General features: G+C 63.6%; 20 protein-coding genes. 12 read left to right on the top strand and 8 right to left on the bottom strand.

Annotated elements, in window-relative coordinates; all coding sequences use genetic code 11:
* Positions 1-13: 13 nt before the first annotated feature.
* The 5 genes from kdsB to B0E50_RS12910 form a co-directional block, all read right to left on the bottom strand.
* Complete coding sequence (gene kdsB, locus B0E50_RS12890; RefSeq protein ID WP_077441657.1) at positions 14-790, bottom strand: 3-deoxy-manno-octulosonate cytidylyltransferase; 777 nt, start codon at positions 788-790, stop codon at positions 14-16.
* 60 nt (positions 791-850) lie between these two features.
* Positions 851-2,158 (bottom strand): 3-phosphoshikimate 1-carboxyvinyltransferase, encoded by a 1,308-nt coding sequence (aroA, locus tag B0E50_RS12895; RefSeq protein ID WP_077441658.1) that lies wholly within the window; start codon positions 2,156-2,158, stop codon positions 851-853.
* Between the two features lie 19 nt (positions 2,159-2,177).
* Positions 2,178-3,266, bottom strand: a complete 1,089-nt coding sequence (pheA, locus tag B0E50_RS12900) for a prephenate dehydratase (RefSeq protein ID WP_077441660.1) — start codon at positions 3,264-3,266, stop codon at positions 2,178-2,180.
* A gap of 75 nt (positions 3,267-3,341) precedes the next feature.
* Positions 3,342-4,427 carry a 3-phosphoserine/phosphohydroxythreonine transaminase gene (serC, locus tag B0E50_RS12905; protein ID WP_077441661.1) on the bottom strand — a complete coding sequence of 362 codons (1,086 nt, stop codon included), beginning with the start codon at positions 4,425-4,427 and terminating at the stop codon, positions 3,342-3,344.
* Between the two features lie 79 nt (positions 4,428-4,506).
* Positions 4,507-5,274 carry an FHA domain-containing protein gene (locus B0E50_RS12910; RefSeq protein WP_077441663.1) on the bottom strand — a complete coding sequence of 256 codons (768 nt, stop codon included), beginning with the start codon at positions 5,272-5,274 and terminating at the stop codon, positions 4,507-4,509.
* Between the two features lie 80 nt (positions 5,275-5,354).
* On the opposite strand from B0E50_RS12910, the gene B0E50_RS12915 reads away from it, so the two are divergent.
* Positions 5,355-5,630 (top strand): polyhydroxyalkanoic acid system family protein, encoded by a 276-nt coding sequence (locus B0E50_RS12915; RefSeq protein WP_077441995.1) that lies wholly within the window; start codon positions 5,355-5,357, stop codon positions 5,628-5,630.
* Between the two features lie 124 nt (positions 5,631-5,754).
* Positions 5,755-5,973 carry a translation initiation factor IF-1 gene (gene infA / locus B0E50_RS12920; protein ID WP_007508585.1) on the top strand — a complete coding sequence of 73 codons (219 nt, stop codon included), beginning with the start codon at positions 5,755-5,757 and terminating at the stop codon, positions 5,971-5,973.
* A gap of 131 nt (positions 5,974-6,104) precedes the next feature.
* Here the strand turns inward: infA and clpA are convergent, their stop codons facing one another.
* Together clpA and clpS are read right to left on the bottom strand one after the other, a co-directional pair.
* Positions 6,105-8,384 carry an ATP-dependent Clp protease ATP-binding subunit ClpA gene (clpA, locus tag B0E50_RS12925; protein ID WP_077441664.1) on the bottom strand — a complete coding sequence of 760 codons (2,280 nt, stop codon included), beginning with the start codon at positions 8,382-8,384 and terminating at the stop codon, positions 6,105-6,107.
* Positions 8,385-8,450: 66 nt separating this feature from the next.
* Positions 8,451-8,777 carry an ATP-dependent Clp protease adapter ClpS gene (gene clpS, locus B0E50_RS12930; protein ID WP_007808959.1) on the bottom strand — a complete coding sequence of 109 codons (327 nt, stop codon included), beginning with the start codon at positions 8,775-8,777 and terminating at the stop codon, positions 8,451-8,453.
* Between the two features lie 119 nt (positions 8,778-8,896).
* On the opposite strand from clpS, the gene B0E50_RS12935 reads away from it, so the two are divergent.
* The 8 genes from B0E50_RS12935 (at position 8,897) to B0E50_RS12970 (ending at position 19,569) form a co-directional block, all read left to right on the top strand.
* A complete protein-coding gene (locus B0E50_RS12935; RefSeq protein WP_077441997.1) occupies positions 8,897-9,382 on the top strand; it encodes an NUDIX hydrolase in 486 nt (161 codons plus the stop codon).
* A complete protein-coding gene (mnmA, locus tag B0E50_RS12940) occupies positions 9,379-10,527 on the top strand; it encodes a tRNA 2-thiouridine(34) synthase MnmA (protein ID WP_077441666.1) in 1,149 nt (382 codons plus the stop codon). The genes B0E50_RS12935 and mnmA overlap by 4 nt, the downstream gene beginning before the upstream one ends.
* Before the next feature lie 10 nt (positions 10,528-10,537).
* Positions 10,538-11,161 carry a high frequency lysogenization protein HflD gene (hflD, locus tag B0E50_RS12945; RefSeq protein WP_077441668.1) on the top strand — a complete coding sequence of 208 codons (624 nt, stop codon included), beginning with the start codon at positions 10,538-10,540 and terminating at the stop codon, positions 11,159-11,161.
* Between the two features lie 94 nt (positions 11,162-11,255).
* A complete protein-coding gene (locus B0E50_RS12950) occupies positions 11,256-11,921 on the top strand; it encodes a response regulator transcription factor (RefSeq protein WP_077441998.1) in 666 nt (221 codons plus the stop codon).
* 24 nt (positions 11,922-11,945) lie between these two features.
* On the top strand, positions 11,946-13,337 hold the full coding sequence (locus tag B0E50_RS12955) for an ATP-binding protein (protein ID WP_077441670.1): 1,392 nt from the start codon (positions 11,946-11,948) through the stop codon (positions 13,335-13,337).
* A 296-nt stretch (positions 13,338-13,633) separates the two neighbouring features.
* On the top strand, positions 13,634-16,867 hold the full coding sequence (locus B0E50_RS12960) for an efflux RND transporter permease subunit (protein WP_077441671.1): 3,234 nt from the start codon (positions 13,634-13,636) through the stop codon (positions 16,865-16,867).
* Positions 16,857-18,065, top strand: a complete 1,209-nt coding sequence (locus B0E50_RS12965) for an efflux RND transporter periplasmic adaptor subunit (RefSeq protein WP_077441673.1) — start codon at positions 16,857-16,859, stop codon at positions 18,063-18,065. Before B0E50_RS12960 ends, B0E50_RS12965 begins: the two co-directional genes overlap by 11 nt.
* A 4-nt stretch (positions 18,066-18,069) precedes the next feature.
* Positions 18,070-19,569, top strand: a complete 1,500-nt coding sequence (locus B0E50_RS12970) for an efflux transporter outer membrane subunit (RefSeq protein WP_077441999.1) — start codon at positions 18,070-18,072, stop codon at positions 19,567-19,569.
* A 195-nt stretch (positions 19,570-19,764) separates the two neighbouring features.
* Here the strand turns inward: B0E50_RS12970 and B0E50_RS12975 are convergent, their stop codons facing one another.
* Positions 19,765-21,123, bottom strand: a complete 1,359-nt coding sequence (locus tag B0E50_RS12975) for a hypothetical protein (RefSeq protein WP_077441675.1) — start codon at positions 21,121-21,123, stop codon at positions 19,765-19,767.
* 375 nt (positions 21,124-21,498) lie between these two features.
* Here B0E50_RS12975 and rnt point away from each other — a divergent pair, with 375 nt between their 5' ends.
* Together rnt and pstS are read left to right on the top strand one after the other, a co-directional pair.
* Entirely contained in the window at positions 21,499-22,158 is a 660-nt protein-coding gene (rnt, locus tag B0E50_RS12980; RefSeq protein ID WP_077441677.1) for a ribonuclease T, read from the top strand.
* A gap of 169 nt (positions 22,159-22,327) precedes the next feature.
* Entirely contained in the window at positions 22,328-23,359 is a 1,032-nt protein-coding gene (gene pstS, locus B0E50_RS12985) for a phosphate ABC transporter substrate-binding protein PstS (RefSeq protein ID WP_174575051.1), read from the top strand.
* The last annotated feature ends 108 nt before the right edge of the window (positions 23,360-23,467 follow it).

The following is a 23,467-nucleotide window of genomic DNA, read 5'->3' on the forward strand; positions in this document are numbered from 1 at the left end:
CCCATATGGCGGCTCACGAGTGCGTGCGCAACCACTGCTCGGCACGTTCGAGATCGGCCTCGGTGTCGATGCCTGGCGGGAACGGCTCCGGGGTCAGGCGCACCGCAATCGCATGGCCATGTTCGAGCACACGCAATTGCTCCAGTGATTCGGTCTGCTCCAGCGGCGTGCGCGGCAAACGGGTGTAGTTCGCAAGAAAACCGGCACGGTACGCATAAATGCCAATATGCCGCAGGAATGGCGAGCCGGAAGGCAAGGCATGTCGATTCGTGGCAAAGGCGTCACGAGCCCATGGCAGCGGGGCGCGGCTGAAATACAACGCACGCCCGTTTGCGGTACGCACCAGTTTCACCACGTTCGGATCGAACAACTCCTCGGCATCCATGATCGGCGTTGCCAGCGTCGCCATCGGCGCATGGTCGTCAGCCAGCGCCTTGGCTACCGCGCGGATGCCGGCAGCCGGCGCGAATGGCTCATCGCCCTGCAGGTTCACCACGATGCTGTCGTCGGCCCACCCGTAATGCGCTGCGCACTCGGCCAGCCGATCGCTGCCCGAAGCATGGTCGCTGCGCGTCATGCAGATGTCCACACGCTGCCCGGCCAGGGCCTCGGCAATACGCTGGTCGTCGACGGCTACTACTACCTGGCTGGCACCGGCCTGCAACGCACGCTCGGCCACGCGCACCACCATGGGCACGCCGCCGATTTCGCGCAGGGGTTTTGCCGGAAGCCGCGTCGAACCGTAGCGTGCGGGAATGGCGACGATAAACGGAGGGACCGCGTTGGACATGACGAGACCTTGGGACGGATGACAAATCTGCCCACAACAATACATGCAGCCGAATGCAGCTCAGTCGATTTTCTGCAAGGCGAAGCCGCAGCCGTTGGACAGCTCCATGAATCCCGGGAATGAGGTGGCGACATGGCTGCAGTCGTTGATCCGCACCGGCCCACCGGCAACCAGGCCGGCCACGGCAAAGCTCATCGCGATGCGATGGTCGAGGTGACTCTCCACCGTGCCGGCGCCGAGCCGGCCGCCATGGATGATGGCGCCATCCGGGGTTTCCTCGACCGCCGCCCCGAGCGTGCGCAGGCCAGCAGCCATCGTCGCGATCCGATCCGACTCCTTCACGCGCAGTTCGGCGGCGCCGCGAATCACGGTGCGGCCGCTGGCCACGGTCGCAGCGATGAACAGCACGGGAAACTCATCAATCATGTCCGGCACCAGCGCCTCCGGCAGCTCGATGCCGTGCAGCGGCGCATGACGTACGACCAGATCGCCGACCGGTTCGCCGCCGGCCTCGCGCTCGTATTCGACCGTGATGTCGGCACCCATCAGGCGCAACGCCTGCAACAGCCCGGTACGGCGCGGATTGAGGCCGACTGCCGGCAGCCGCAGTACGGAACCCGGCACGATGCTGGCGGCGACCAGGAAGAATGCTGCCGAGGAAAAATCGGCCGGCACGTCCACATCGGTGGCGCGCAGAGCATGCCCACCACCAAGCTTCGCGCGACCCGGCGAAAAATCCATTGGCCAGCCGAACGCGGCCAGCATGCGCTCGGTGTAATCGCGGGTCGGGTGTGGCTCGATGATTTCGGTCTCGCCAGCGGCGTAGAGCCCAGCCAGCAACAGCGCCGACTTCACCTGTGCGCTGGCCACCGGCAATTCGTAATGGATGCCATGCAATGGCTGGCCACCATGCACATGCAGCGGCGGCAAACCCTCGTGTGTGTCGATGCGAGCACCCATCGACGCCAGCGGATCGGTCACCCGGCGCATCGGTCGCTTCGACAGCGAGGCATCGCCGACCAGGGTACTGTCGAATGCCTGCCCCGCCAGCAAGCCCGTCAGCAGGCGCATGCCAGTGCCGGCATTGCCGCAATCCAGCGGTTGCACCGTGCCACGCAGACCATGCAGGCCGACGCCATGGACCACGCGTTCGCCCGCCGACGGTGTCTCGATGCACACGCCGAGTTGCGCCAGCACCGCCGCCGTGGCGCGGGTGTCCTCACCTTCGAGAAAACCACGGATATGCGATGTCCCTTCGGCAACCGCGGCCAGCATCAATGCGCGGTGCGATACCGACTTGTCGCCGGGCACGCGCACACTGCCGTGCAGCGGCTGGCCCGGTTGGCTATTCCAGTCGAGACGATTCAAGCAGAGTTCTCCGCGCAGATCAGGGCAACGCCACCGGGTAGGAACCCAGCACGCGTATCGTGGCCGCCGATTCACCGATCTCCTGCACGGCCGCCTGCAAGGTGGCGTCGTCGATATGGCCGGAGACGTCGATGAAGAACGCGTACTGCCACTTGCCGGTATGCGCCGGCCGCGACTCGATCCGGTTCAAGCTGACACCATGTTTGGCGAACGGGCTGAGCACGTCGTACAGCGCGCCGGGCTTGTCGTTCACGGTGATCAGCAGCGAGGTGCGGTCGTTGCCGGACGGCGGGAACAGCGAACGTCCGATCACCAGGAAGCGCGTGGTGTTGTCGGCGCGATCCTCGATGCCCTGCGCCACGGTCTTGAGCCCGTAGACCTTGCCCGCGGTCTCGCCGGCGATGGCGGCTGCATCGTCGGCGTGCCGCGCCATCCGGGCCGCCTCGGCGTTGCTGCTCACTGCGATGCACTCGACGCCCGGCAGGTTGATGCGTAGCCAGGTCTTGCACTGCTGCAGCGACTGCGCGTGCGCATAGACGCGCCTGACATCCTCCAGCTTGCCCGGTTGCGAGTGCAGGCACTGGTGCACGCGCAGTTCCACTTCACCGCAGATGGTGGCTGCTGACGTGAGAAACATGTCCAGCGTGACCTGGATCATGCCCTGCCCGGAGTTCTCCACCGGCACCACGCCGAAATCGGCATGGCCGGCGGCGACTTCCTGAAACACTTCCTCGATGCTGCCCAGCGGCAGGCCATAGGCGGCGTGGCCGAAATGCTTGCGCACCGCCTGCTCGCTGAACGTGCCTTCGGGCCCGAGGAAGCCTATCTTCAGCGGATCTTCCTGCGCCAGGCAGGAGGACATGATCTCGCGGAACAGGCGTACCATCTCGGTATCGGACAACGGGCCGTTGTTGCGGTCCACCACCATGCGCAACACATGCGCCTCGCGCTCGGGACGGTAATAGTCGATCGCCGAAAGCCCCGAGCCTTTCACCTTCGCCACCGTCTGCGCATGATTGGCGCGCTCGGAAATCAGCTGCTGGATCTGTCGGTCGATGCTGTCGATACGCTCGCGCATCTCGCTCAGCGATGTTTTTGGATCGGTCATGCGCTAGCCGCCTGGAAGTAAAGAAGTCCAAATGATGGACAGGCATCATGCCCGAAATGCAGCCTCCATGGCCAATCATCCGTGCCGACGGGAAAAATCCTTCATGAAGGTCGTCAACACCTGCACTGCTTCCAGCGGCACCGCGTTGTACAGGGATGCGCGCATGCCGCCGACGGCCTTGTGCCCCTTCAGCGCGAGCAGGCCGGCAGCCTCCGACTCCTCCAGGAATACTGCGTCCAGCGCACTGTCGTGCAGGGTGAACGGCACGTTCATGCGTGAACGCGCCGACAGGGCCACCGGACTGCGGTAATAGCCGCCCGAGCCGTCAATGGCCTGATACAGCAGCTCGGCCTTGGCGCGATTGCGCTCGCCGATCACGGCGATACCGCCCTGCTCCTTCAGCCACTGGAAAGTCAGCCCGGCCAGGTACCAGCCCCAGGTATTCGGCGTATTGAGCATCGAATCGTTCGCCGCGTGCTCGGCATAGCGGAAAATCTTCGCCATCGGCCGGCCCGTCCGCTGCAGCAGATCCCGACGAATGATCATCACCACCAGGCCGGATGGCCCGATGTTCTTCTGCGCGCCGGCATAGATCAGCCCAAAGCGCGAGATATCCAGCGGTTCGGACAGGATGTTCGACGACATGTCTGCCACCAGCGGCACGGCGCCCACATCGGGGATATCGTGGAATTCCACGCCGTGGATTGTCTCGTTCGGTGTGTAATGCACGTAGGCAGCCTGCGGATCGAGCTGCCAGCTTTCGCGTGCCGGCAGTTTCAGATAGTGGTCGGCCTCACCGCTGGCAGCCACGTTCACCTGCAGATACGGTGCCGCCTCGCTGACTGCCTTCGCACTCCAGTGGCCGCTGACGATGTAGTCGGCGCGGTCGTCGGCACCGGCCAGGTTCATCGGGATTTGTGCAAAGTGCTGAGTCGCGCCACCCTGCAGGAACAGCACGGCGTAATCGGCAGGAATCGCCAGCAAGGCGCGCAGATCAGCTTCGGCCTGTGCCGCCATCTCGATGAAGCGCTTGCCACGATGGGACTGCTCCATCACCGAGGCGCCGCTGCCGTTCCAGTCCAGCATCTCGCGCTGGGCACGTTCGAGTACCGCCAGTGGCAACGCCGCCGGACCGGCGCTGAAATTCCAGACTCTGCTCACGTGCTCTCGCATCCCGTCATGATGGTCCACGCATTATGGCGCGGCGCAGCACGACGCGGTCAACTGCAACATGGCAGGTTCAGAAGCGGATCAGCAGCACCAGTGCGATACCCAGTGCCAGCACGGCAGCAGTGACGATCAGCCACCACACTTCGCCGATCGGGCCGGCTGCCTCTTCCGGCAGGTGTTCCGGTGGCAGTTCGGGCATCACGATCTCCGGTTCCGGCTCCATTCCCGGCCCGTCGACCACGAAGCGGTGCATCGCCAGACCGATCTGGTCACCCGGCTGCAGTGCCAGTTTCTGCGCAGCGACGCCATTGACCCGCAGTGGATGGCGTGCGGATGACTGGATGGCCTCCAGCAGCAGCTGTCCGTCCTGCCAGAAAAGGCGCAGCGCGGCTGCCTCACCCTGCGGAAGCTCCAGCGGACAGCATCCCTGCGGGCCCAATTCCAGACTGTCCCGTAACGGCAATACCCTGCCGGACAACGGGCCAGCCACGGCACGCAAGGCTACCGTGCAGCGCCCTTGTTCCGGCACGCCGAGCGGTGGGCGCAGCGCCGGATCCACATCGGCACGCAACAGCATGCGGGAGTCCCCCACGCTGACCACATCACCTGCACGCAGCAGCGCACGCTCGCGCACCGGTCGTGCATTCACGTAAATGCGACCGGCTGACGGCAGTACCTGCAACACCCAGCCACGGCGATCCTGCTGGATCCGCAGGTGATGCGGCGCGGTCTGGCTGGTCGCCAGCACGAGATCGTTGTCGGATGCACTACCGATGCGCAACTGCGTCTGCGTCCAGTGGAAATCCTCACGAGCCGCATTGGGAAATTCGATACGCATGGATCAACCACGGAGAAAGACCACGAAACTCTAGCATGCAGCCGCGTGGCATTAAGATGGGTGTTTTCCCGGAGGCTGCCATGCCCAGTATCGATATCCACCGCCCGCACCAGTTGTCGATTGCCGAGGCCCGTGCGGTGGTCGACAAGGTCGCCGAACGGATGCGTGAAAAGCTCGGCATCGAAGGGCAATGGCACGGTGATACCCTGCGCTTTTCGCGCCCAGGCGTCAGCGGCACGATTGCGGTCAGCAGCGACACCATTCAGGTCAGGGCCGAACTAGGCCTGATGCTGTCGCCGCTGAAAGGCATGGTCGAGCAGGAGATCCGGCGCAAGCTGGACGAACATTTCGCCTGATCGCCGCCAGGAGGCGCTGAATGGCTTCAGGACGCTGCTTGATGTTTCTTTAACCAGAACCGCAATCCGTGGCATAATCGTCGGCTTACGCAGCCATGACGGCTGTGCGTGAACCCCGGAACACATGGCCAAAGACGACGTCATCGAAATGGAAGGCACGGTCCAGGAGACCCTGCCCAACACCATGTTTCGTGTGCAATTGGAGAACGGGCACGTGATCATCGCCCACATCTCCGGCCGCATGCGCAAGCACTACATCCGCATCCTCACCGGCGACAAGGTCAAGATCGAAATGACCCCATACGACCTGAGCAAGGGTCGTATCACGTATCGCATGAAGTAATCCGGTCCAACCCTGATGCGCTGAGACGCAGCGGGAAAGATCCGATACGAAGGTGCGGGAAACGAAAGGCGGCGCAATGCGCCGCCTTTGCTTTGCCCGTCATTTCACGAACCGACTCGGCGTGGCTCGACTCAGCCGGGCTCGACCACGGCCGGCATCTTCTCGGTCGCTTCGCAGTCGACCCGCAACTCGCCATCGCGCACGCTCAAGTGCACCTTGCCACCCTCGGCCAGCTTGCCGAACAGCAATTCGTCGGCCAGCGCACGCTTGACCTTCTCCTGGATCACCCGCGCCATCGGGCGGGCGCCCATCTGCGGGTCGAAACCGTGCTCTGCCAGCCAGCGGCGGGCTTCGGAATCCACGTCGAGGCTCACCTGTTTCTCGGTCAACTGGCTTTCCAGCTCGATCAGGAACTTGTCGACCACGCGCAGGATGTGTTCGAAGTCGAGCGCGCTGAACTGGATGATCGCATCGAGCCGGTTGCGGAACTCCGGCGTGAAGATGCGGCGGATCACTTCCATCGCGTCCGATTCGTGCTTCTGTTCGACGAAACCGATGCTGCGCCGTGAAGCGAGCGCCGCGCCCGCGTTGGTGGTCATCACCACCACCACGTTCTTGAAGTTCGCCTCGCGGCCGTTGGTGTCGGTCAGCACGCCACGGTCCATCACCTGCAGCAGGATGTTGAACACATCCGGATGCGCCTTCTCGATCTCGTCCAGCAGCAACACCGCATGCGGATGCTTGGTCACCGCCTCGGTCAGCAGGCCGCCCTGGTCGAAACCGACGTAGCCCGGAGGCGCGCCGACCAGCCGCGACACCGAATGCCCTTCCATGTACTCGGACATGTCGAAACGGATCATCTCGATACCCAGCTGCATCGCCAGCTGCTTGGTCACCTCGGTCTTGCCCACGCCGGTGGGACCGGCCAGCAGGAAGCAGCCGATCGGCTTGGACGGATCGGCCAGCCCCGAACGGGCCATCTTGATCGACGCAGCCAGCGCCTCGATCGCCGGATCCTGGCCGAACACCACCATCTTGAGATTGCGCTCCAGGTTGCGCAGCACATCGCGGTCCGACGCCGATACCTGCTTGGCCGGAATGCGCGCCATCTTGGCGATGATGTACTCGACCTCGGTGACATCGACCTTGCCGGTACGCTGATCCACCGGCAGCAGCCGCTGACGTGCGCCGGCCTCGTCGATCACGTCGATCGCCTTGTCCGGCAGCAGACGGTCGGGAATGTGCTTCACCGACAGATCCACCGCGGCCTTCAACGCCTCGTTGGTATAGGCGACGTGGTGATGCTCCTCGAAGCGCGAGCGCAGGCCCTTGAGGATCTCGATGCTGTCGGCCACGGTCGGCTCGACGACGTCGATTTTCTGGAAGCGCCGGGCCAGCGCACGATCCTTCTCGAACACGCCGCGGTATTCCTGGAACGTGGTCGAACCGATGCAGCGCAGCTCGCCCGAAGCCAGCATCGGCTTGATCAGGTTGCTGGCGTCCATGGTACCGCCCGACGCCGAACCGGCGCCGATGATCGTATGGATCTCGTCGATAAACAGGATCGCGCCCGGCTGCTTCTTCAGCTGGGCGATCACACCCTTCAGCCGCTTCTCGAAGTCGCCGCGATACTTGGTGCCGGCGACCAACGCGCCGAGATCCAGCGACCAGATCGTGGCGCTTTCCAGCACTTCCGGCACTTCGCCATCGACGATGCGCTTGGCCAGACCTTCGGCCAATGCCGTCTTGCCCACGCCGGCCTCGCCGACATACAGCGGGTTGTTCTTGCGCCGGCGGCAAAGCACCTGGATCGTGCGCTCGATCTCGTCGGCACGCCCGATCAGCGGGTCGATCTTGCCTTCCAGCGCCAGTTCGTTGAGGTTGCTGGCGAACTCGTGCAACGGATTGCCCTTCGGCTCGCCACCTTCCTCGCCTTCACGCTCGCTGCCGCCGGACACGCCGGCCGCCGGCTCGTCGCCGATCTTGGCGATGCCGTGCGAGATGTAATTGACCACGTCGAGACGGGTGATTTCCTGCTGGTGCATGAAATACACCGCGTGCGAATCCTTCTCGCCGAAGATCGCCACCAGCACGTTCGCACCGGTGACCTCTTTCCGCCCCGAGGACTGCACGTGATACACCGCTCGCTGCAAAACCCGCTGGAAGCCCAGCGTGGGTTGCGTATCGCGTTCGTCGCCATGCGGCAGCACCGGCACGGTCTCGGCAATGATGCGTTCGAGTTCGCTCGACAACCGTGGCAGATCCACGCCGCAGGCACGCAGGGCGCCTACCGCCGACTGGTTTTCGGTCAGCGCCAGCAGCAGGTGCTCCACCGTCATGAATTCATGGCGCTGTTCGCGGGCCTGCTTGTAGCAATGGCCGATGGTGACTTCCAGATCCTTGCTGAACATTCGGATCGTCTCCGCTTGCAATGTTGAGCGGCCTTCAGCGCCGCGATGAGCACGAAATGGGGTCGCTCAGAGCTTTTCCATAGTGCACAACAACGGATGTTGATGGGAGCGTGAATACTCGTTGACGTGGGTTACCTTGGTCTCGGCCACCTCGCGGGTAAATACGCCGCACACGCCCCGTCCACGGGTATGCACGTGCAACATCACCTGTACCGCCTGCTCCTGGTCCAGATTGAAGAAACTGCGCAGCACCTCGACCACGAAATCCATCGGGGTGAAGTCGTCATTCAGCAGCAGCACCTGAAAAAGCGGTGGTCGCGCCACTTCAGGCTTGGCGGTTTCCAGCGCCAGTCCGCGGCCGCTGTCGTGCTCATGTTCGGGTTCGTGGGCCATGGTTTCTTGGGTAATCGAGCTCTGGTACGAAGTATACGCCGCCGTGGATGCGCGGCCGCAGCTATGCCCGGACAGAGGTAATGGCACAATGGCCGCTTTTCCAGCCCCTTGCCGTATCCATGTCCGATTCCCCTCTCTCCACCGAAGTCTGGCGCCCGCACGTCACCGTAGCCTGCGTGGTAGCCGACGGTGACCGCTACCTGATGGTCGAGGAAGAAGTGAATGGCCGGCTCGCCTACAACCAGCCGGCTGGCCATCTCGACGAAGGCGAAAGTCTTGCGGCCGCCGCCCGGCGCGAGACGCTGGAGGAAACCGGCTGGACGGTCGAGTTGCAGCACCTGATCGGCGTGCACCAGTGGCGCAGCACCGAACATGGCGATGCCATCGTGCGTTTCAGCTTCGCCGCCCGCGCGCTCAGCCACGATCCGGATCGCCCGCTGGATACCGACATCCACCGCGCGCTGTGGCTCACCCGTGCCGAAATCGCTGCACTGGGTGATCGCCTGCGCAGCCCGATGGTGCTACTGAGCATCGACGCGTGGCTGGCCGGCCAGCGACTGTCGCTGGATACGCTGAGCTGGCTGCCGGAAGGTGACCCAAGGTGAAAGTGATGCTTGGTGTCTCCGGCGGTGTCGACTCCTCGGTCGCCGCGTTGCTGCTGCAGCAGGCCGGCTACGCAGTCGAAGGTCTGTTCATGCAGAACTGGGAGGAGGATGACCGTGTCGGCCCGTGCACCACCGACGCCGATCGCAAGGACGCCGTAGCCGTGTGTGGCCGGCTCGGCATTCCGTTCCATGCCCGCAACTTCGCCGCCGCTTACTGGGATGGCGTGTTCGAGCATTTCCTCGCCGAGTACCGCGCCGGGCGCACACCGAATCCCGACGTGCTATGCAATCGCGAGATCAAGTTCAAGACCTTCCTTGACGAGGCCCATGCACTGGGTGCCGACAAGATCGCCACTGGCCACTACGCCCGCGTGGATTGTCGCGAAGGTCGCTACCGCCTGTTGCGTGCGGTCGATGCGGCGAAGGACCAGAGCTATTTCCTGCATGCGCTGGGTCAGCAGCAACTCGCCGCTACCTTGTTTCCACTGGGCGGAATCGAGAAGCCGCGCGTACGCGAGCTCGCCCGCGAGGCGGCACTCCCGACGCATGCGAAAAAAGATTCCACCGGCATCTGCTTCATCGGCGAGCGCGATTTCCGCAGCTTCCTCGCCCAGTACATTCCGGCCCGCGCCGGCGAGATGCGCACGCCCGACGGCGAACTGATCGGCGAGCACCAGGGCGTGATGTATTACACCCTGGGCCAGCGCAACGGACTGGGCATCGGCGGCCGTCACGGTGCCGGCGGCGAGGCGTGGTACGTGGTCGGCAAGGATGTGCCGGCGAACGTGCTGTACGTGGCCCAGGGCGGCGAGAACCGCTGGCTGTACTCGCAGCGGCTGCACACGGAAACACCGACCTGGGTCGCCGGCACGGCGCCGGGCGCGCACTTTCGCTGCACCGCCAAGACCCGTTACCGTCAGTCCGACCAGGTCTGCGCTGTCAGCGTGCTGGGCGACGGCCTCGAGGTATATTTCGACGAACCGCAACGCGCCGTCACACCGGGACAATCCGTGGTCTTCTACGATGGCGAGGTCTGTCTCGGCGGCGCCGTGATCGCCGCCACCGATGCGCCTTACGGCGGCCTGGCACCGACATTCATCCCCTCCCCCACGTCCACTGCAAGAGAATCGCAACCTCGTGCTTGAAATCTTTTCCATGAATGAAGAGCGCGTGCTCTCCCTCGCCGGCCTGTTCCAGGCCTGCGCACTGGCACAGCAACTGGCCAACGAGGGTCGCTGCGACGAAGGCGCGATGGAAGCCAGCGTGGCCAGCGTGTTCCGCATCGACGCGCCCTCGGTGGTCGGCGTCTACGGCAATATCTCCAACGTCAGGATCGGCCTGCGCAACCTGATTGCCCAGCTCGACGAAAGCGACCGCGACATGGCGGTGACCCGCATGGTGGTGACCGTGATGCGGCTGGAACGCAGCCTGTCGGGCCGGCCGGAGCTGCTGAACAAGTTGCAGCAAGGCATTGTCGCCGCGCAGCGGCAAGTCGAACATTTTGGCCAGAATTCGAGCCAGGTCACTACCCGGTTGGCCGAACTGTATGCATCCACCCTGTCCACCTTGAGGCCTCGCGTGATGGTCAGTGGCGATCCCCAGCAGTTGCAGTTGCCGGCCGTGGTGGAAAAGGTGCGCAGCAATCTGCTGGCCGCGGTGCGTTCGGCCGTGCTGTGGCGGCAGGTGGGCGGTCGCCAGTGGCAGTTGCTGCTGTACCGGCGCCAGTGCAGCATGCTGGCACGCGGCCTGCTGACCGGAGCGACGCTGGACAACCGCTGACTCGCATCGTCGAATTAAAGGTAGCGACAAGCTTGGTTGTCCAGAATGCGCCGGAATGGCTCGATAGCCGGGTCGTGGCTCACAGGTGACCGACGTGCACATACTGCTCGTGGAAGACGACAACCAGCTGGGCGAGGCGATCCGGCATGCGCTGGCGCAGCAGTCCTACGCCGTGACCTGGCTGCGTGACGGCAAGGAAGCTGCCCGTGCGTTGCGCGATCCCACCGCCGACCTCGTGCTGCTGGATCTGGGGCTGCCCGGGATGGACGGCATGGACGTGCTGCTTGAAGCACGCCGGGATGGCGTGAAGACGCCGATCCTGGTGATGACTGCGCGCGACGCCCTGGAAACACGTATCCGCGGCCTGGATATCGGTGCCGACGACTACCTGGTCAAGCCCTTCCACGTCGGCGAACTGGTGGCGCGCATCCGTTCGCTCACGCGCCGCGTGCGTGGCCTCGCCGAGAACTTGATCGAGGCCGGCGGCATGCGTCTGAACCTGGCCACGGCCGAGGTCGAATTCCGCGGCAACCAGATCAGTCTGACCCGACGCGAATTCGCCCTGTTGCAGGCTTTGATGGAACATGCCGGCCACATCGTCCGGCGCGAGGCACTGGAGAACTCTGTCTACGGGCTGGACACCGTGGTGGAACGCAATGCGATCGAGGTGCAGGTGCACTGGCTGCGGCGCAAGCTGTGCCCGGAAGCGATCCGCACCGTGCGCGGCATCGGCTACATGATTCCTCGCGAACCCAGATGAACAAGCCCGAATGAAGCAGCCCGAATGAAAGCCGCAAGCCTGCGCACCCGGCTCACCTGGCTGATCATCGCCGTACAGGTCGGCGTGCTGATTCCGCTGGGCGTGCTGAGCTACCAGCGCGAGTTGCGCGAGATGGGCAACCTGCTCGACGGCCGGCTGGCGCAGGCTGGTCGTACAGTGGGGTCGCTGCTCGAACACCTGCCGTCGTCCACCTTGCCAGGCTCGCCGGATATCGCGCTGAGCGCGGAGAATCTGCATAGCGCCGTCATGGTGCGCGTGCACAAGCGCAACTATGAACCCGAGGTGGGTTTCCAGGCCTACAGCGCCGACGGCAAGCTGCTCGCCGCCACATCCAATTTCGCCGATCTGCCAGCACCGTCGACCGATGAGCGCGGCTTCCGCGACCTTCGGCTGGACGATCGGGCATGGCGCATCTTCACCCTGAAGAACCAGTCGGGGTTGGTCATACGCATCGGCGAACGCTACGACAACCGCAACGAAATCACCCGCGCGCTGGTCATGGAGCACAGTCTTCCGCTGCTGATCGGCCTGCCACTGCTGGCGCTGCTGGCGGGCCTCGCCGTCAAGCGCGGCCTGCGCCCGCTTGCATTGCTCACGGAACAGCTGGCAACGCGCACGCCGGGGAGTCGCCAGCCGGTCGCGGTCGATCACACGCCGCGCGAAATCACGCCACTGGTGGTGACGCTGAACCAGCAACTCGAACGGCTGGAAGACACCATCGAGCGCGAGCACCGGTTTGCCAGCGACGTGGCGCACGAACTGCGTACCCCGCTGACCGCTTCGATGATCCACATCGAAAACGCCCTGATTGCGAAAAGTCCCGGCGAGATCGAGCTCACGCTGCACAGCGCGCAGCAGAGCCTGACGCGGCTGGCGCGCAGGATCGAGCAGATCCTGGCACTCGCGCGGCTTGAAGCGGGGGCCGCCTCGCAGCAGCGGGTGCGCCTGAACCTGATCGCCCTGGCCACCGAAGTCATCGAGGAGCTGGCGCCGGTGATTGCCGAGAAAGACATCGCGTTCAGCCTCAACCACGATGTGGATGCGCTGTGGGTGCAGGGCCACGAGGCGGCCCTGACGGCGATGTTCCGCAACCTGATCGAAAACGCGCTGCGCTATACCGACCAGGACGGTCGCGTCGAAGTGTCGATCCATGTGGTGGGCAGCGAGACCGTCATCGCCATCTGCGATGACGGTCCGGGCATCCCTGCAGACCGCAGGGACGTGGTTTTCGAGCGTTTCCAGCGTGCCACCGACAGTGAATCCCCAGGCTACGGCCTGGGACTCAGCATCGTCCAGCGTGCGATCGAATTGCATGGCGCCCGCATCGAACTGCTCGCGTCCCCTTTCGGCCATGGACTCCAGGTGCGCATCCACATGGACGCGGCACGGGCATAGCTGCTGTTTCCGGTCCCATCCGGACCGCCAGTCCGAATGCCGCATGACCAAGCCAGTGTCCGGGGCACAGGCAAAAGGTTGCCACAAGGCTGGCTTGCGATCATGCGCAGCATCCGCCTGATCCCTGCAGCCCACTTTCCCGGTCATCCGCATGAAACCAGTCCCCCGAAAGAATATGCCCGATCCCTCCTGATCCGGCGCCCATCCCCTCTGCATACCTGTACGTGGCGGAATGACGCTCGGCGCCTTCGTCACGCACGCATGTCGGCCACACCGAAGCTCCCGGAAACCTTCCCATGCTTGGTCTAGTTCGCCTGGCGCTGTCACGCCCCTACACCTTCGTCGTGCTGGCGCTGGTCATCCTGATCGCCGGACCGCTGGCGGCGTTGCGCACGCCCACCGACATCTTCCCGAACATCGGCATCCCGGTGATCAGCGTGGTGTGGACCTACAAGGGCATGCCGCCGGACCAGATGTCCGGTCGCATCATCTACTACTACGAGCGCACGCTGACCACCTCGGTCAACAATATCGAGCACATCGAATCGCAGTCGCTGCCCGGCGCCGGCGTGGTGAAGATATTCTTTCAGCCCGGCACCGACATCCGCACCGCCACCGCCCAGGTCACCTCGATCTCGCAGACGGTGGTGAAGCAGATGCCGCCAGGCATCACGCCGCCGCTGATCCTCAACTACAACGCCTCGACCGTGCCGGTGCTGCAGATGGCACTGTCGAGCAAGACGCTGTCCGAGTCGAAGATCCGCGACATCGCCCAGAACGACGTGCGTACCACGCTGACTTCGGTGGACGGCGTGGCGATCCCGACGCCCTACGGCGGCAAGCAGCGCCAGATCACGCTCGATCTCGATCCGCAGGCGCTCGATGCCAAGGGCCTGTCGGCGCAGGACGTGGCCAATGCGCTGGCCTCGCAGAATCAGATCATCCCGGTCGGCACCGCCAAGATCGGCACCTACGAATACAACGTCAAGCTCAACAACAGCCCGGAGGCATTCGCCGCGCTGAACAACCTGCCGATCAAGACGATCAACGGCGCCACCATCACGATCGGCCAGGTTGCCCACGTGCGCGATGGCTCGCCGCCGCAGAACAACGTGGTGCGTGTCGACGGCAAGCGCGCCGTGCTGATGCCGATCCTGAAGACCGGCGACGCCTCGACACTGGCGGTGGTCGCCGGCGTCAAGAAGCTGATGCCGCTGATCGAGGAGACGATGCCGCCGTCGCTGAAGATCTCGATGCTCAACGACCAGTCGGTGTTCGTGAAATCGGCAATCGCCTCGGTGGCGCGCGAGGGCATCATCGCGGCCCTGCTGACCTCGGTGATGATCCTGGTCTTCCTCGGCAGCTGGCGCTCCACCGCCATCATCGCGGTATCGATCCCGCTGGCGATCCTGTCCTCGATCGCGCTGCTCTCGCTGACCGGGCAGACCCTCAACATCATGACGCTCGGTGGCCTGGCGCTGGCGGTAGGCATCCTGGTCGACGATGCCACGGTGACCATCGAGAACATCAACTGGCATCTCGAACAGGGCAAGGATGTGCATTCGGCGATCATGGATGGCGCGAAACAGATCGTCACGCCCGCCTTCGTCTCGCTGCTGTGCATCTGCATCGTGTTCGTGCCGATGTTCCTGCTTGACGGCATTGCCGGCTTCCTGTTCCGTCCGATGGCGCTGGCGGTGATCTTCGCGATGGCTTCCTCGTTCGTGCTGTCGCGTACGCTGGTGCCTACCCTGGCGATGTACCTGTTGCAGCCGCACGTGACCGAACAAGGCACCGGTGACCATCCGGAAGACGGCTACATCAACCATCACGAGGGTGACCAGCACCGTGCACCACGCCATGTGTTCGTGCGCAAGGCGATCGCCTTCCAGCTGCGCTTCGAACACCATTTCACCCGGATTCGCGACGCCTATTACGCGATGCTTGGCGTGGCGCTGGCCCATCGCCGGAACTTCATCCTCGGCTTCCTCGGTTTCGTGCTGATCTCGTTCGCCCTGGTGCCGACGCTCGGACGCGACTTCTTCCCCGGCGTGGATGCCGGTTCGATCGCGCTGCATGTACGTGCACCGATGGGCACCCGCGTCGAGGAAACCGCCGCGGAATTTGATCACATCGAGGCAGCCATCCGCCGGGTCATTCCGGCCAGCCAGCTTGATTCGGTGATCGACAACATCGGCCTGCCGCTGAGCAGTGTCAACCTGGTCTACAGCAACACCGGCACCATCGGCCCGCAGGACGGCGACATCCAGATCACGCTGAAGGACGGTCATGGGCCCAGCGCGGATTTCATCAAGCAGCTGCGCGAAAAATTGCCGAGTGAGTTTCCCGGTACCGAGTTCTCCTTCTTGCCGGCCGACATGACCAGCCAGATCCTGAACTTCGGCGCGCCGGCACCGCTGGACGTATCGATCACCGGCCGCAACAGCGCCGAGAACGAGGCATACGCGACGCAGATCATGAAGCGCCTGCGCGGTGTCCCCGGCATCGCCGACGTGCGCCTGCAGCAGAGCACAAGCTATCCGCAATTCAACGTATCGGTGAACCGTACCCGCGCCGATGCGCTGGGCATCACCGAGGGCGATGTCACCAACAGCATGGTCGCCTCGCTGGCTGGCAGCGGCCAGGTGGCGCCTGCGTTCTGGCTGAACCCGAAGAACGGCGTCTCCTACGCCATCGTTGCCGCCACCCCGCAATACAAGATGGATTCGATGGCCGACCTGGCACGTCTTCCCGTGACCTCGTCGAAGGACAAGGGCAGCCAGATGCTGGGCGGCATCGCCAGCTTCACGCGCGTACCCAGTGCGGCGGTGGTCTCGCACTACAACATCCTGCCCTCGTTCGACATCTACGCTTCGGTGCAGGACCGCGACCTCGGGGCAGTTGCCCACGACGTGAACAAGGTGCTGGCCGACTTCGCCTCGACCCGACCCAAGGGCACGATGATCACCCTGCGCGGCCAGGTCGGCACCATGAACGAGGCTTTCAGTGGCCTGCTGTTCGGCCTGCTCGGCGCGGTGGTGATGATCTACCTGCTGATCGTGGTCAACTTCCAGTCGTGGCTGGATCCGTTCGTGATCATCACGGCGCTGCCCGCTGCACTGGCCGGCATCGTGTGGATGCTGTTTGTCAGTCACACCACGCTGTCCGTGCCGGCACTCACCGGCGCGATCATGTGCATGGGCGTGGCCACCGCCAACTCGATCCTGGTGGTGAGCTTCTGCCGCGAACGGCTGGCCGAGCACGGTGACCCGATCAAGGCCGCGCTGGAAGCAGGCTTCACCCGTTTCCGCCCGGTCTGCATGACGGCACTCGCGATGATCATCGGCATGCTGCCGATGGCGCTGAGCCAGGAACAGAACTCGCCACTCGGCCGCGCCGTGATCGGCGGCCTGCTGTTCGCCACCTTCGCCACCCTGCTGTTCGTGCCGGTGATCTTCAGTCTCGTCCACGCCAATGAACACGCGCCTTCCACCGCTCCCCTGCTCGGAGAAGAACCCCATGCCGCATAACGTCACGCCACATAACGTCGGCGACCCGGCAAGGCAGCCACCACGCATCAGGACTGCCATCATCGCCACGCTGGTCGTGGCAGTACTGGCGACGGCGATCGGACTGGCCGTGCGCGCCCACGATTACCACCAGCTGGTGACCTGGACCGATGCGCAGGAGCTGCCTACGGTTCAACTGGTGGCACCACTGACTTCCGCGGACGCCCATCACATGACGCTGCCCGGTCACATCGAGGCATGGATCAGCGCTCCGATCCATGCACGCGTCAGCGGCTACCTGAAAAGCTGGAGCAAGGACATCGGGAGCGCAGTGAATGCCGGCGACACCCTCGGCGTCATCGACACGCCTGAACTCGACCAGCAATACGAACAGGCCAAGGCCGTGCTGGTACGTGCCAAGGCCGACGAGCATCTGGCGCAGATCACCAGCCAGCGCTGGCAGCATCTGCTGACGTCCAACTCCGTCTCCAAGCAGGAGGCCGACGAGAAAGCCGGTGAAGCCGCCGTGGCCGCCGCCAACGTGCTGTCGGCGCAGGCTGACCTGGACCGCCTGGCTGCACTGGAATCCTTCAAGCACATCACCGCACCCTTCAGTGGTACCGTCACCAGCCGCAACACCGATATCGGTGACCTGATCTCGGCGACCAGCGAAAGCAGCCCGGCGCTCTTCACCGTGGCCGATACCAGCAAGATGCGGCTGTACGTACGCATTCCGCAAAGCTACGCATCCTCGATCAAGCCGGGCATGACGGTCGACCTCAGCGTGCTGGAGCACCCGGGCAAGCTCTACAAGGCCACCTTGGTCGGCTCATCGGATGCGGTCAACCAGGCCTCCGGCGCCTTGCTCGCGCAATTCGAGGCGCCCAATCCGAATGGCGAACTGCTGCCCGGCGACTACGCCGAAGTGAACCTGCCGGTATCCGTCAATACTCGCCTGATCACCGTGCCGGCGACGGTGCTGATCTTCCGTGCCGCCGGCCCGCAGATCGCCGTGCTCGGTGCGGGTGACCGCGTGCAGCTGCGTGACGTCCATATCGGCATGGATCTGGGCGATACGCTGGAAATCGATCACGGCCTGCAGCCGGGCGACCGCATCATCGACCACCCGCCGGATTCGCTGGCGCAGGGTGATGAGGTGCGCATTGCCAAGGAAGCAACCGCACAGAGCGGCATCCATGCACAGCCCGGGCAAGGTTGATTCCATGTCAGCCCGTTTCGGAAACACCAAACGACTCTTCGGCTCGCAGACAGCAGGCTGCCGTGTCCTGGCTTGCTGCCTGATCGCAGCACTGTCTGGCTGCTCGCTGGCACCGGCTTATCAGCGCCCTTCGGTCGCCGTTCCCGCCAGCTACAAGGAAGGCACCGGGCTGTGGACCAGGGCCGAACCGGCCGACACGCAGGCTCGAGGCGACTGGTGGCAGGTCTTCAACGACGCCACGCTCGATGGCCTCGAACAACGCCTCGATGCCGGCAACCCGTCGCTGTCGGTGGCCCTGGCACGCTATGACATGGCGCATGCGTATGTGGGCGAGATCAGCTCGCAACTGTTCCCGCATCTGGGCGCGGGAGCCAGCCCGACCGACAATCGCCAGTCGAACAACCGCCCGCTCCGTGGCAGCAACCAGCCCAACGAGTACGACGCCGACACCGCCCAGTTCTCCGCGGACTACGAGTTCGATTTCTGGGGTCGCGTTCGCAACGAGGTCGCAGCCGGCAAAGCGCAGGCGCAGGCTGCGGATGCCGACCTGGCGACCGCAAAGCTCAGCCTGCAATCGCAGCTCGCCGATCTGTACATCCTGCTGCGTGGCTACGACATCCAGGCGCACATCCTCGACGGCTCGCTGGATGCCTATCGCAAGGGCCTGACGATGACCGAAAATCGCATGGCCGGCGGTATTGCCTCCGGACTGTCGGTGGCGCGCGCCAGAAACCAGCTGTCGGATGCGATGGCGCAGTCCGCCGAAGTGACCGCGCAGCGCGCACTCACCGAGCACGCCATCGCCACCCTGGTCGGCGTACCGGCATCACGCTTCTCGCTGCCGGCCTCGGATGTGCAGATCGGGTTGCCGACGATTCCCGCAGGTATCCCCTCCACCTTGCTGGAACGGCGCCCCGATATCGCCGCCGCCGAACGCCGCACCTTTGCCGCCAATGCGGATATCGGTGTGGCGCGTGCCGCGTTCTATCCCAGCTTCAGTCTCTCGGCCCTGTTCGGATGGCAGAACACCGGCAACGGCAGCTTGCTGGCCGCCGGCAACCGGATGTGGGCGCTCGGTCCGATGGCTGCGCTGAGCATCTTCGACGGTGGCTTGCGGCATGCGAAGGAACGAGAGGCGAAAGCGGCTTTCGATGCCGCAGCCGGCGAATACCGCGTCACCGTGCTGAATGCGTTCCAGCAGGTCGAGGACAACCTGTCGCTGCTGACCAACCTCAGCGAAGAAGCGCACGATGAGGACGCGGCCGCTGCGGCGGCCGAGGAAGCTGCGCAGATCGCCACCAACCGCTACAGCGAAGGCGTGGTGAATTACCTCGACGTGGTCACTGCGCAGACCAGCTACCTGCAGGCCAAGCGCAACGCCGAGCAGGTAAGGACACGTCGCCTGCAGGCCAGCGTGAATCTGATCCGTGCATTGGGCGGCGGCTGGAACAACGCGCAGATGGAAAAACCGCCATCGGGTGATCCCGTGGCGAAGGCGCACTGAAATCAGCGGGGTGACGATTCACCCGGCTGATGTCATCACCAGATCGGACGGGATTCCGGAAAAGCAAACGGCGGGCCATGCCCGCCGTTTTCCATCCTTGGGTGAAACTCCCTTGCGATAACTCTCTATGGAATCAGCTTGCCATGCCGCTGTGACAGTTTGTGATCAGCGGCATGACAGACAGGTCACCGTCGATCAGAACTTGTAGGTCAGCATCACGCGGTTGTAGGTGAACGGCTTGTTGCCCGGATTCAGGTTGTTGATGCCGCCCGAGGATTTTTCCCAGCGATCGCGGATCTGGAAGCCTTTGAGGAAGCCGCTGAAGTTGTAGATGATGTCGAAGTAGGTATCGTGGAAGTCGCCGTTCAGATCCGTGGTGTACTTGGCGTAAGCACCCACCAGCTGCAGGCTGTTGTCGAAGAAGCCGTAGGTCATCTTGGCCTTCCACGCGTGACCCGGGCCAGCTTCCACCAGGCCACGAATCATCGAGGTGGTGTACAGCGGGTCGGTGGCGTAGCTGGCGGTGAACGGCGAGATGATCGAACCGTCGCCGATGGCCCCACCGGACTGCTGGTCGAGCTTGTTGTAGAACAGATCGAAGCGGCCGTTCGGGATCACCACACCGAGGTTGGCGCCCCAGGCGCTGCTGTCCACCTTGGTGCCGGCGACGCCGTTGATCTTCAGCTTGTTGGCCACCAGCACGTTGTCGGAACCGCTGCCGCTTTCGGTCAAGCCCTGGAAACCGATGACCGGGTCGAAGCCGGTGCCGGTCTTGAACACATAGCTGCCGTCGACGTAGCCCATGCGGGCAAAGTCGAGGAAGTCGTAGTACCAGCCCTGCGCCTTCAGGCCGCCATCGACATAGGTGGTGCCCAAGGCCCAGGTACCGCTGGTCTGCTTCGCCGTCAACGGCAGGCCCTGGTTGCCGCCGTAAAGCGTGTCGCCCTGGTAGGCGCTGGCGTAGTAGTTGTTGTCGTTGAAGTAATCGCTGGAGGTGCGGCTCTTGTAGCTGAGTTCGCGGATACCGATGATGTTCCAGCCCTTGACCGGCGTGAACACAGCGCTCAGGGCTTCGTATGAATTGGGTAGCAGGCGACCATCGCTGTTGCCCATCCACGGCGTATTCAGATACTGATAACCGGCCTTCACGTTGACCCAGCTGTTCGCGTACTGCAGGTACGCCTGGCTCAGTGCCGTCAGCGAATCGTTGGCGCCCATCAGCGTGGTATCGACGCGCTTCGGATTGTCAGCGAGCGAGCCCAGTGCATTAGCACTGACCAGTGATGCGCCGGCGCTGAAGCCATCCAGCGAGGCGGTCTGTGCATTGAGCAGGATCGAGCCGCCAAAGGCGCGGGCACTCGGCTTCGCCGCCACGCTGTAGTCGTAGGTGCGGTTGAAATCGTACATACGCAGCTCGCCATCGACATGACCCTGCGTGAAGAGGTCACTGAGGGTGTTCACGTTGTTGTCTTGGGCGTTGTCTTGGGCGTGCGCGCTGACACTGAGGGTGCCGAGCACGGCTGCGATGGCTACGGCGACGAGTTTGTTGCGCATGATGAAAGGCTCCGCGTCTGGGACAAGAATGTCGTTCTAAGGCGCTTCATCTGTGGCTGTCATGAGCGATCAGATGGGACAGCTGCGCCGCACTGGTATTAAGTTTGTGTGATGAATGTGACACTCGCATTCATCTCAAATGACAATCAGGTTACGGTACAGGTGGAGCTGTAACACTCGAAAGCGTGCATTCGTGCAGCGCCCATGGCCCTGCACCTTCTGCCGCCCCTCAGGTACGACATCTGAGGAGATGGATGCAGGCACCAGCAGGCGCTGCGCCCGAACAGCGCAATGAATGTGCAACCGTTCCGACCCGCATCACGCCATTGAGCTGCATGCGGATGGGCATCCGGAAGCTGCTGTTATGCTTGTCGCATGTCTGATTCTTCCCATTCTGCACATGCACGCATGGCTGCCCGCTTCCGTGGCTTTCTGCCCGTGGTGGTCGATGTCGAAACCGGCGGCTTCGATGCCGAGCACGACGCCTTGCTGGAAATTGCTGCCGTACCGCTGCGCATGGACGCCGACGGTTACCTGCAACTGCAGCCGACCGTATCGACCCACGTCGAACCCTTTCCCGGTGCCAACCTTGATCCGCGCTCGCTGGAAATCACCGGGATCGACCCGGACAACCCGCTGCGCGGCGCACTGGCCGAGCGCCAGGCACTGGATCACATCTTCAAGGTAGTACGCGAAGCCGTGGGTGCGGCTGGCTGCCAACGCGCGATCCTGGTCGGCCACAACGCGGCATTCGACCTCGGCTTTCTCAATCAGGCCGTACGGCGCTGTGCGCACAAGCGCAATCCGTTCCACCCGTTCAGCTGCTTCGACACCGTGAGCTTCGGCGGCCTAGCCTATGGCCAGACCGTGTTGAGCAAGGCCGTGCTGGCTGCCGGCCTGGCATTCGACAGCCGCGAGGCGCACTCGGCGGTCTATGACGCCGAACGTACTGCCGAGTTGTTCTGCAGTGTGGTCAATCGCTGGCGCCAGCTCGAATTGCTCGAACAGGTCCAGCGCGGGCTGGATGCGGCATGAAACCGCTGTCTGGATGCCTTGGAGCCAACGGATGGTGCAATTTCCTGCGATGAAGTGAAAGTTCACCGCAGTCTGTCATCTGTCTGAAACATTCATTTCATCCAATGGCAATACGAAAAGCCTGAAATGGCGGGGTCGCATCCTCTCGTCCCTCCAAGGAGCTACCGTGTTGACCTCCAGCAAACCCTCAATCCGATTCGCCGCTGTCGCCGCGCTTGCCGTTGCCTCGAGCTTCGGCATGGCCGCGCAGGCCACCGACATCACCGGCGCCGGTTCCAGTTTCGTCTACCCGGTCATGTCCAAGTGGTCGGCTGCCTATGCCGAAAAGACCGGCAACCACCTCAACTACCAGTCGGTCGGCTCAGGCGCGGGCATTGCGCAGATCAAGGAAGGCACCATCGACTTCGGCGCATCCGATGCCCCGATGAAGGCTGAAGACCTGCAGCAGCTCGGCCTCGGCCAGTTCCCGATCGTGGTCGGCGGCATCGTACCGGTGGTCCACATTGCTGGTGTGCAGGCCGACCAGATCAAGCTGGACGGCGCCACCCTGGCTGACATCTTCCTCGGCAAGATCACCAACTGGAACGACCCGAAGATCGCCGCGCTGAATGCCGGTCTGAAGATTCCGGCCGGCAAGATCACCGTCGTGCATCGTTCGGATGGCTCGGGCACCTCGTTCAACTTCACCAATTTCCTGTCCAAGGTCAGCCCGGAGTGGGCTGCCAAGGTGAAGTTCGGCACCGCCGTGGAATGGCCGGCCGGTGTGGGTGGCAAGGGCAATGAGGGCGTGTCGCAGTACGTGAACCAGATCCCGGGTGCGATTGGCTACGTGGAATACGCCTACGCCGTGAAGAACAAGATCGCCTGGGTCGACATGAAGAATGCCGCCGGCAACTTCATCAAGCCGAGCGCCGATGCCTTCGCTGCTGCCGCCGCCACCGCGGACTGGGCTTCAGCCAAGGACTTCAACCTGATCATGACCAATGCACCGGGCGCCAAGGCGTGGCCGATCACCGCCACCACCTGGATGATCATGTACAAGACGCCGAAGAATCCGGTGAACACCAAGGTCGCGTTCGACTTCTTCAAGTTCTCGCTCGAACATGGCCAGCAGGATGCCGCTGCACTGGATTACGTGCCGCTGCCGGCTGCCCTGGTCAGCAAGATCGAGGCTTACTGGGCTTCCGATTTCAAGCATTGATCCATCATGAGATGGCCGGGATGACCTGTGGTCATCCCGGCAAGCCGCAAAGCGCGAGGCCGCCCTCACAGGAAGGGCGGCTTTCCGCTGAAATGAACCATCCGCAGC

Origin of the sequence: Rhodanobacter sp. C01 (assembly GCF_002001045.1) — a bacterium.
GTDB lineage: Bacteria > Pseudomonadota > Gammaproteobacteria > Xanthomonadales > Rhodanobacteraceae > Rhodanobacter.

Coding starts and splice junctions, on each gene's coding strand:
- kdsB (WP_077441657.1), bottom strand. CDS start 790: ATGTCCAACGCGGTCCCTCCGTTTATCGTCGCCATTCCCGCACGCTAC.
- pheA (WP_077441660.1), bottom strand. CDS start 3,266: ATGACCGATCCAAAAACATCGCTGAGCGAGATGCGCGAGCGTATCGAC.
- B0E50_RS12910 (WP_077441663.1), bottom strand. CDS start 5,274: ATGCGTATCGAATTTCCCAATGCGGCTCGTGAGGATTTCCACTGGACG.
- B0E50_RS12915 (WP_077441995.1), top strand. CDS start 5,355: ATGCCCAGTATCGATATCCACCGCCCGCACCAGTTGTCGATTGCCGAG.
- infA (WP_007508585.1), top strand. CDS start 5,755: ATGGCCAAAGACGACGTCATCGAAATGGAAGGCACGGTCCAGGAGACC.
- clpA (WP_077441664.1), bottom strand. CDS start 8,384: ATGTTCAGCAAGGATCTGGAAGTCACCATCGGCCATTGCTACAAGCAG.
- clpS (WP_007808959.1), bottom strand. CDS start 8,777: ATGGCCCACGAACCCGAACATGAGCACGACAGCGGCCGCGGACTGGCG.
- B0E50_RS12935 (WP_077441997.1), top strand. CDS start 8,897: ATGTCCGATTCCCCTCTCTCCACCGAAGTCTGGCGCCCGCACGTCACC.
- hflD (WP_077441668.1), top strand. CDS start 10,538: ATGAATGAAGAGCGCGTGCTCTCCCTCGCCGGCCTGTTCCAGGCCTGC.
- B0E50_RS12955 (WP_077441670.1), top strand. CDS start 11,946: ATGAAAGCCGCAAGCCTGCGCACCCGGCTCACCTGGCTGATCATCGCC.
- B0E50_RS12960 (WP_077441671.1), top strand. CDS start 13,634: ATGCTTGGTCTAGTTCGCCTGGCGCTGTCACGCCCCTACACCTTCGTC.
- B0E50_RS12965 (WP_077441673.1), top strand. CDS start 16,857: ATGCCGCATAACGTCACGCCACATAACGTCGGCGACCCGGCAAGGCAG.
- B0E50_RS12970 (WP_077441999.1), top strand. CDS start 18,070: ATGTCAGCCCGTTTCGGAAACACCAAACGACTCTTCGGCTCGCAGACA.
- B0E50_RS12975 (WP_077441675.1), bottom strand. CDS start 21,123: ATGCGCAACAAACTCGTCGCCGTAGCCATCGCAGCCGTGCTCGGCACC.
- rnt (WP_077441677.1), top strand. CDS start 21,499: ATGTCTGATTCTTCCCATTCTGCACATGCACGCATGGCTGCCCGCTTC.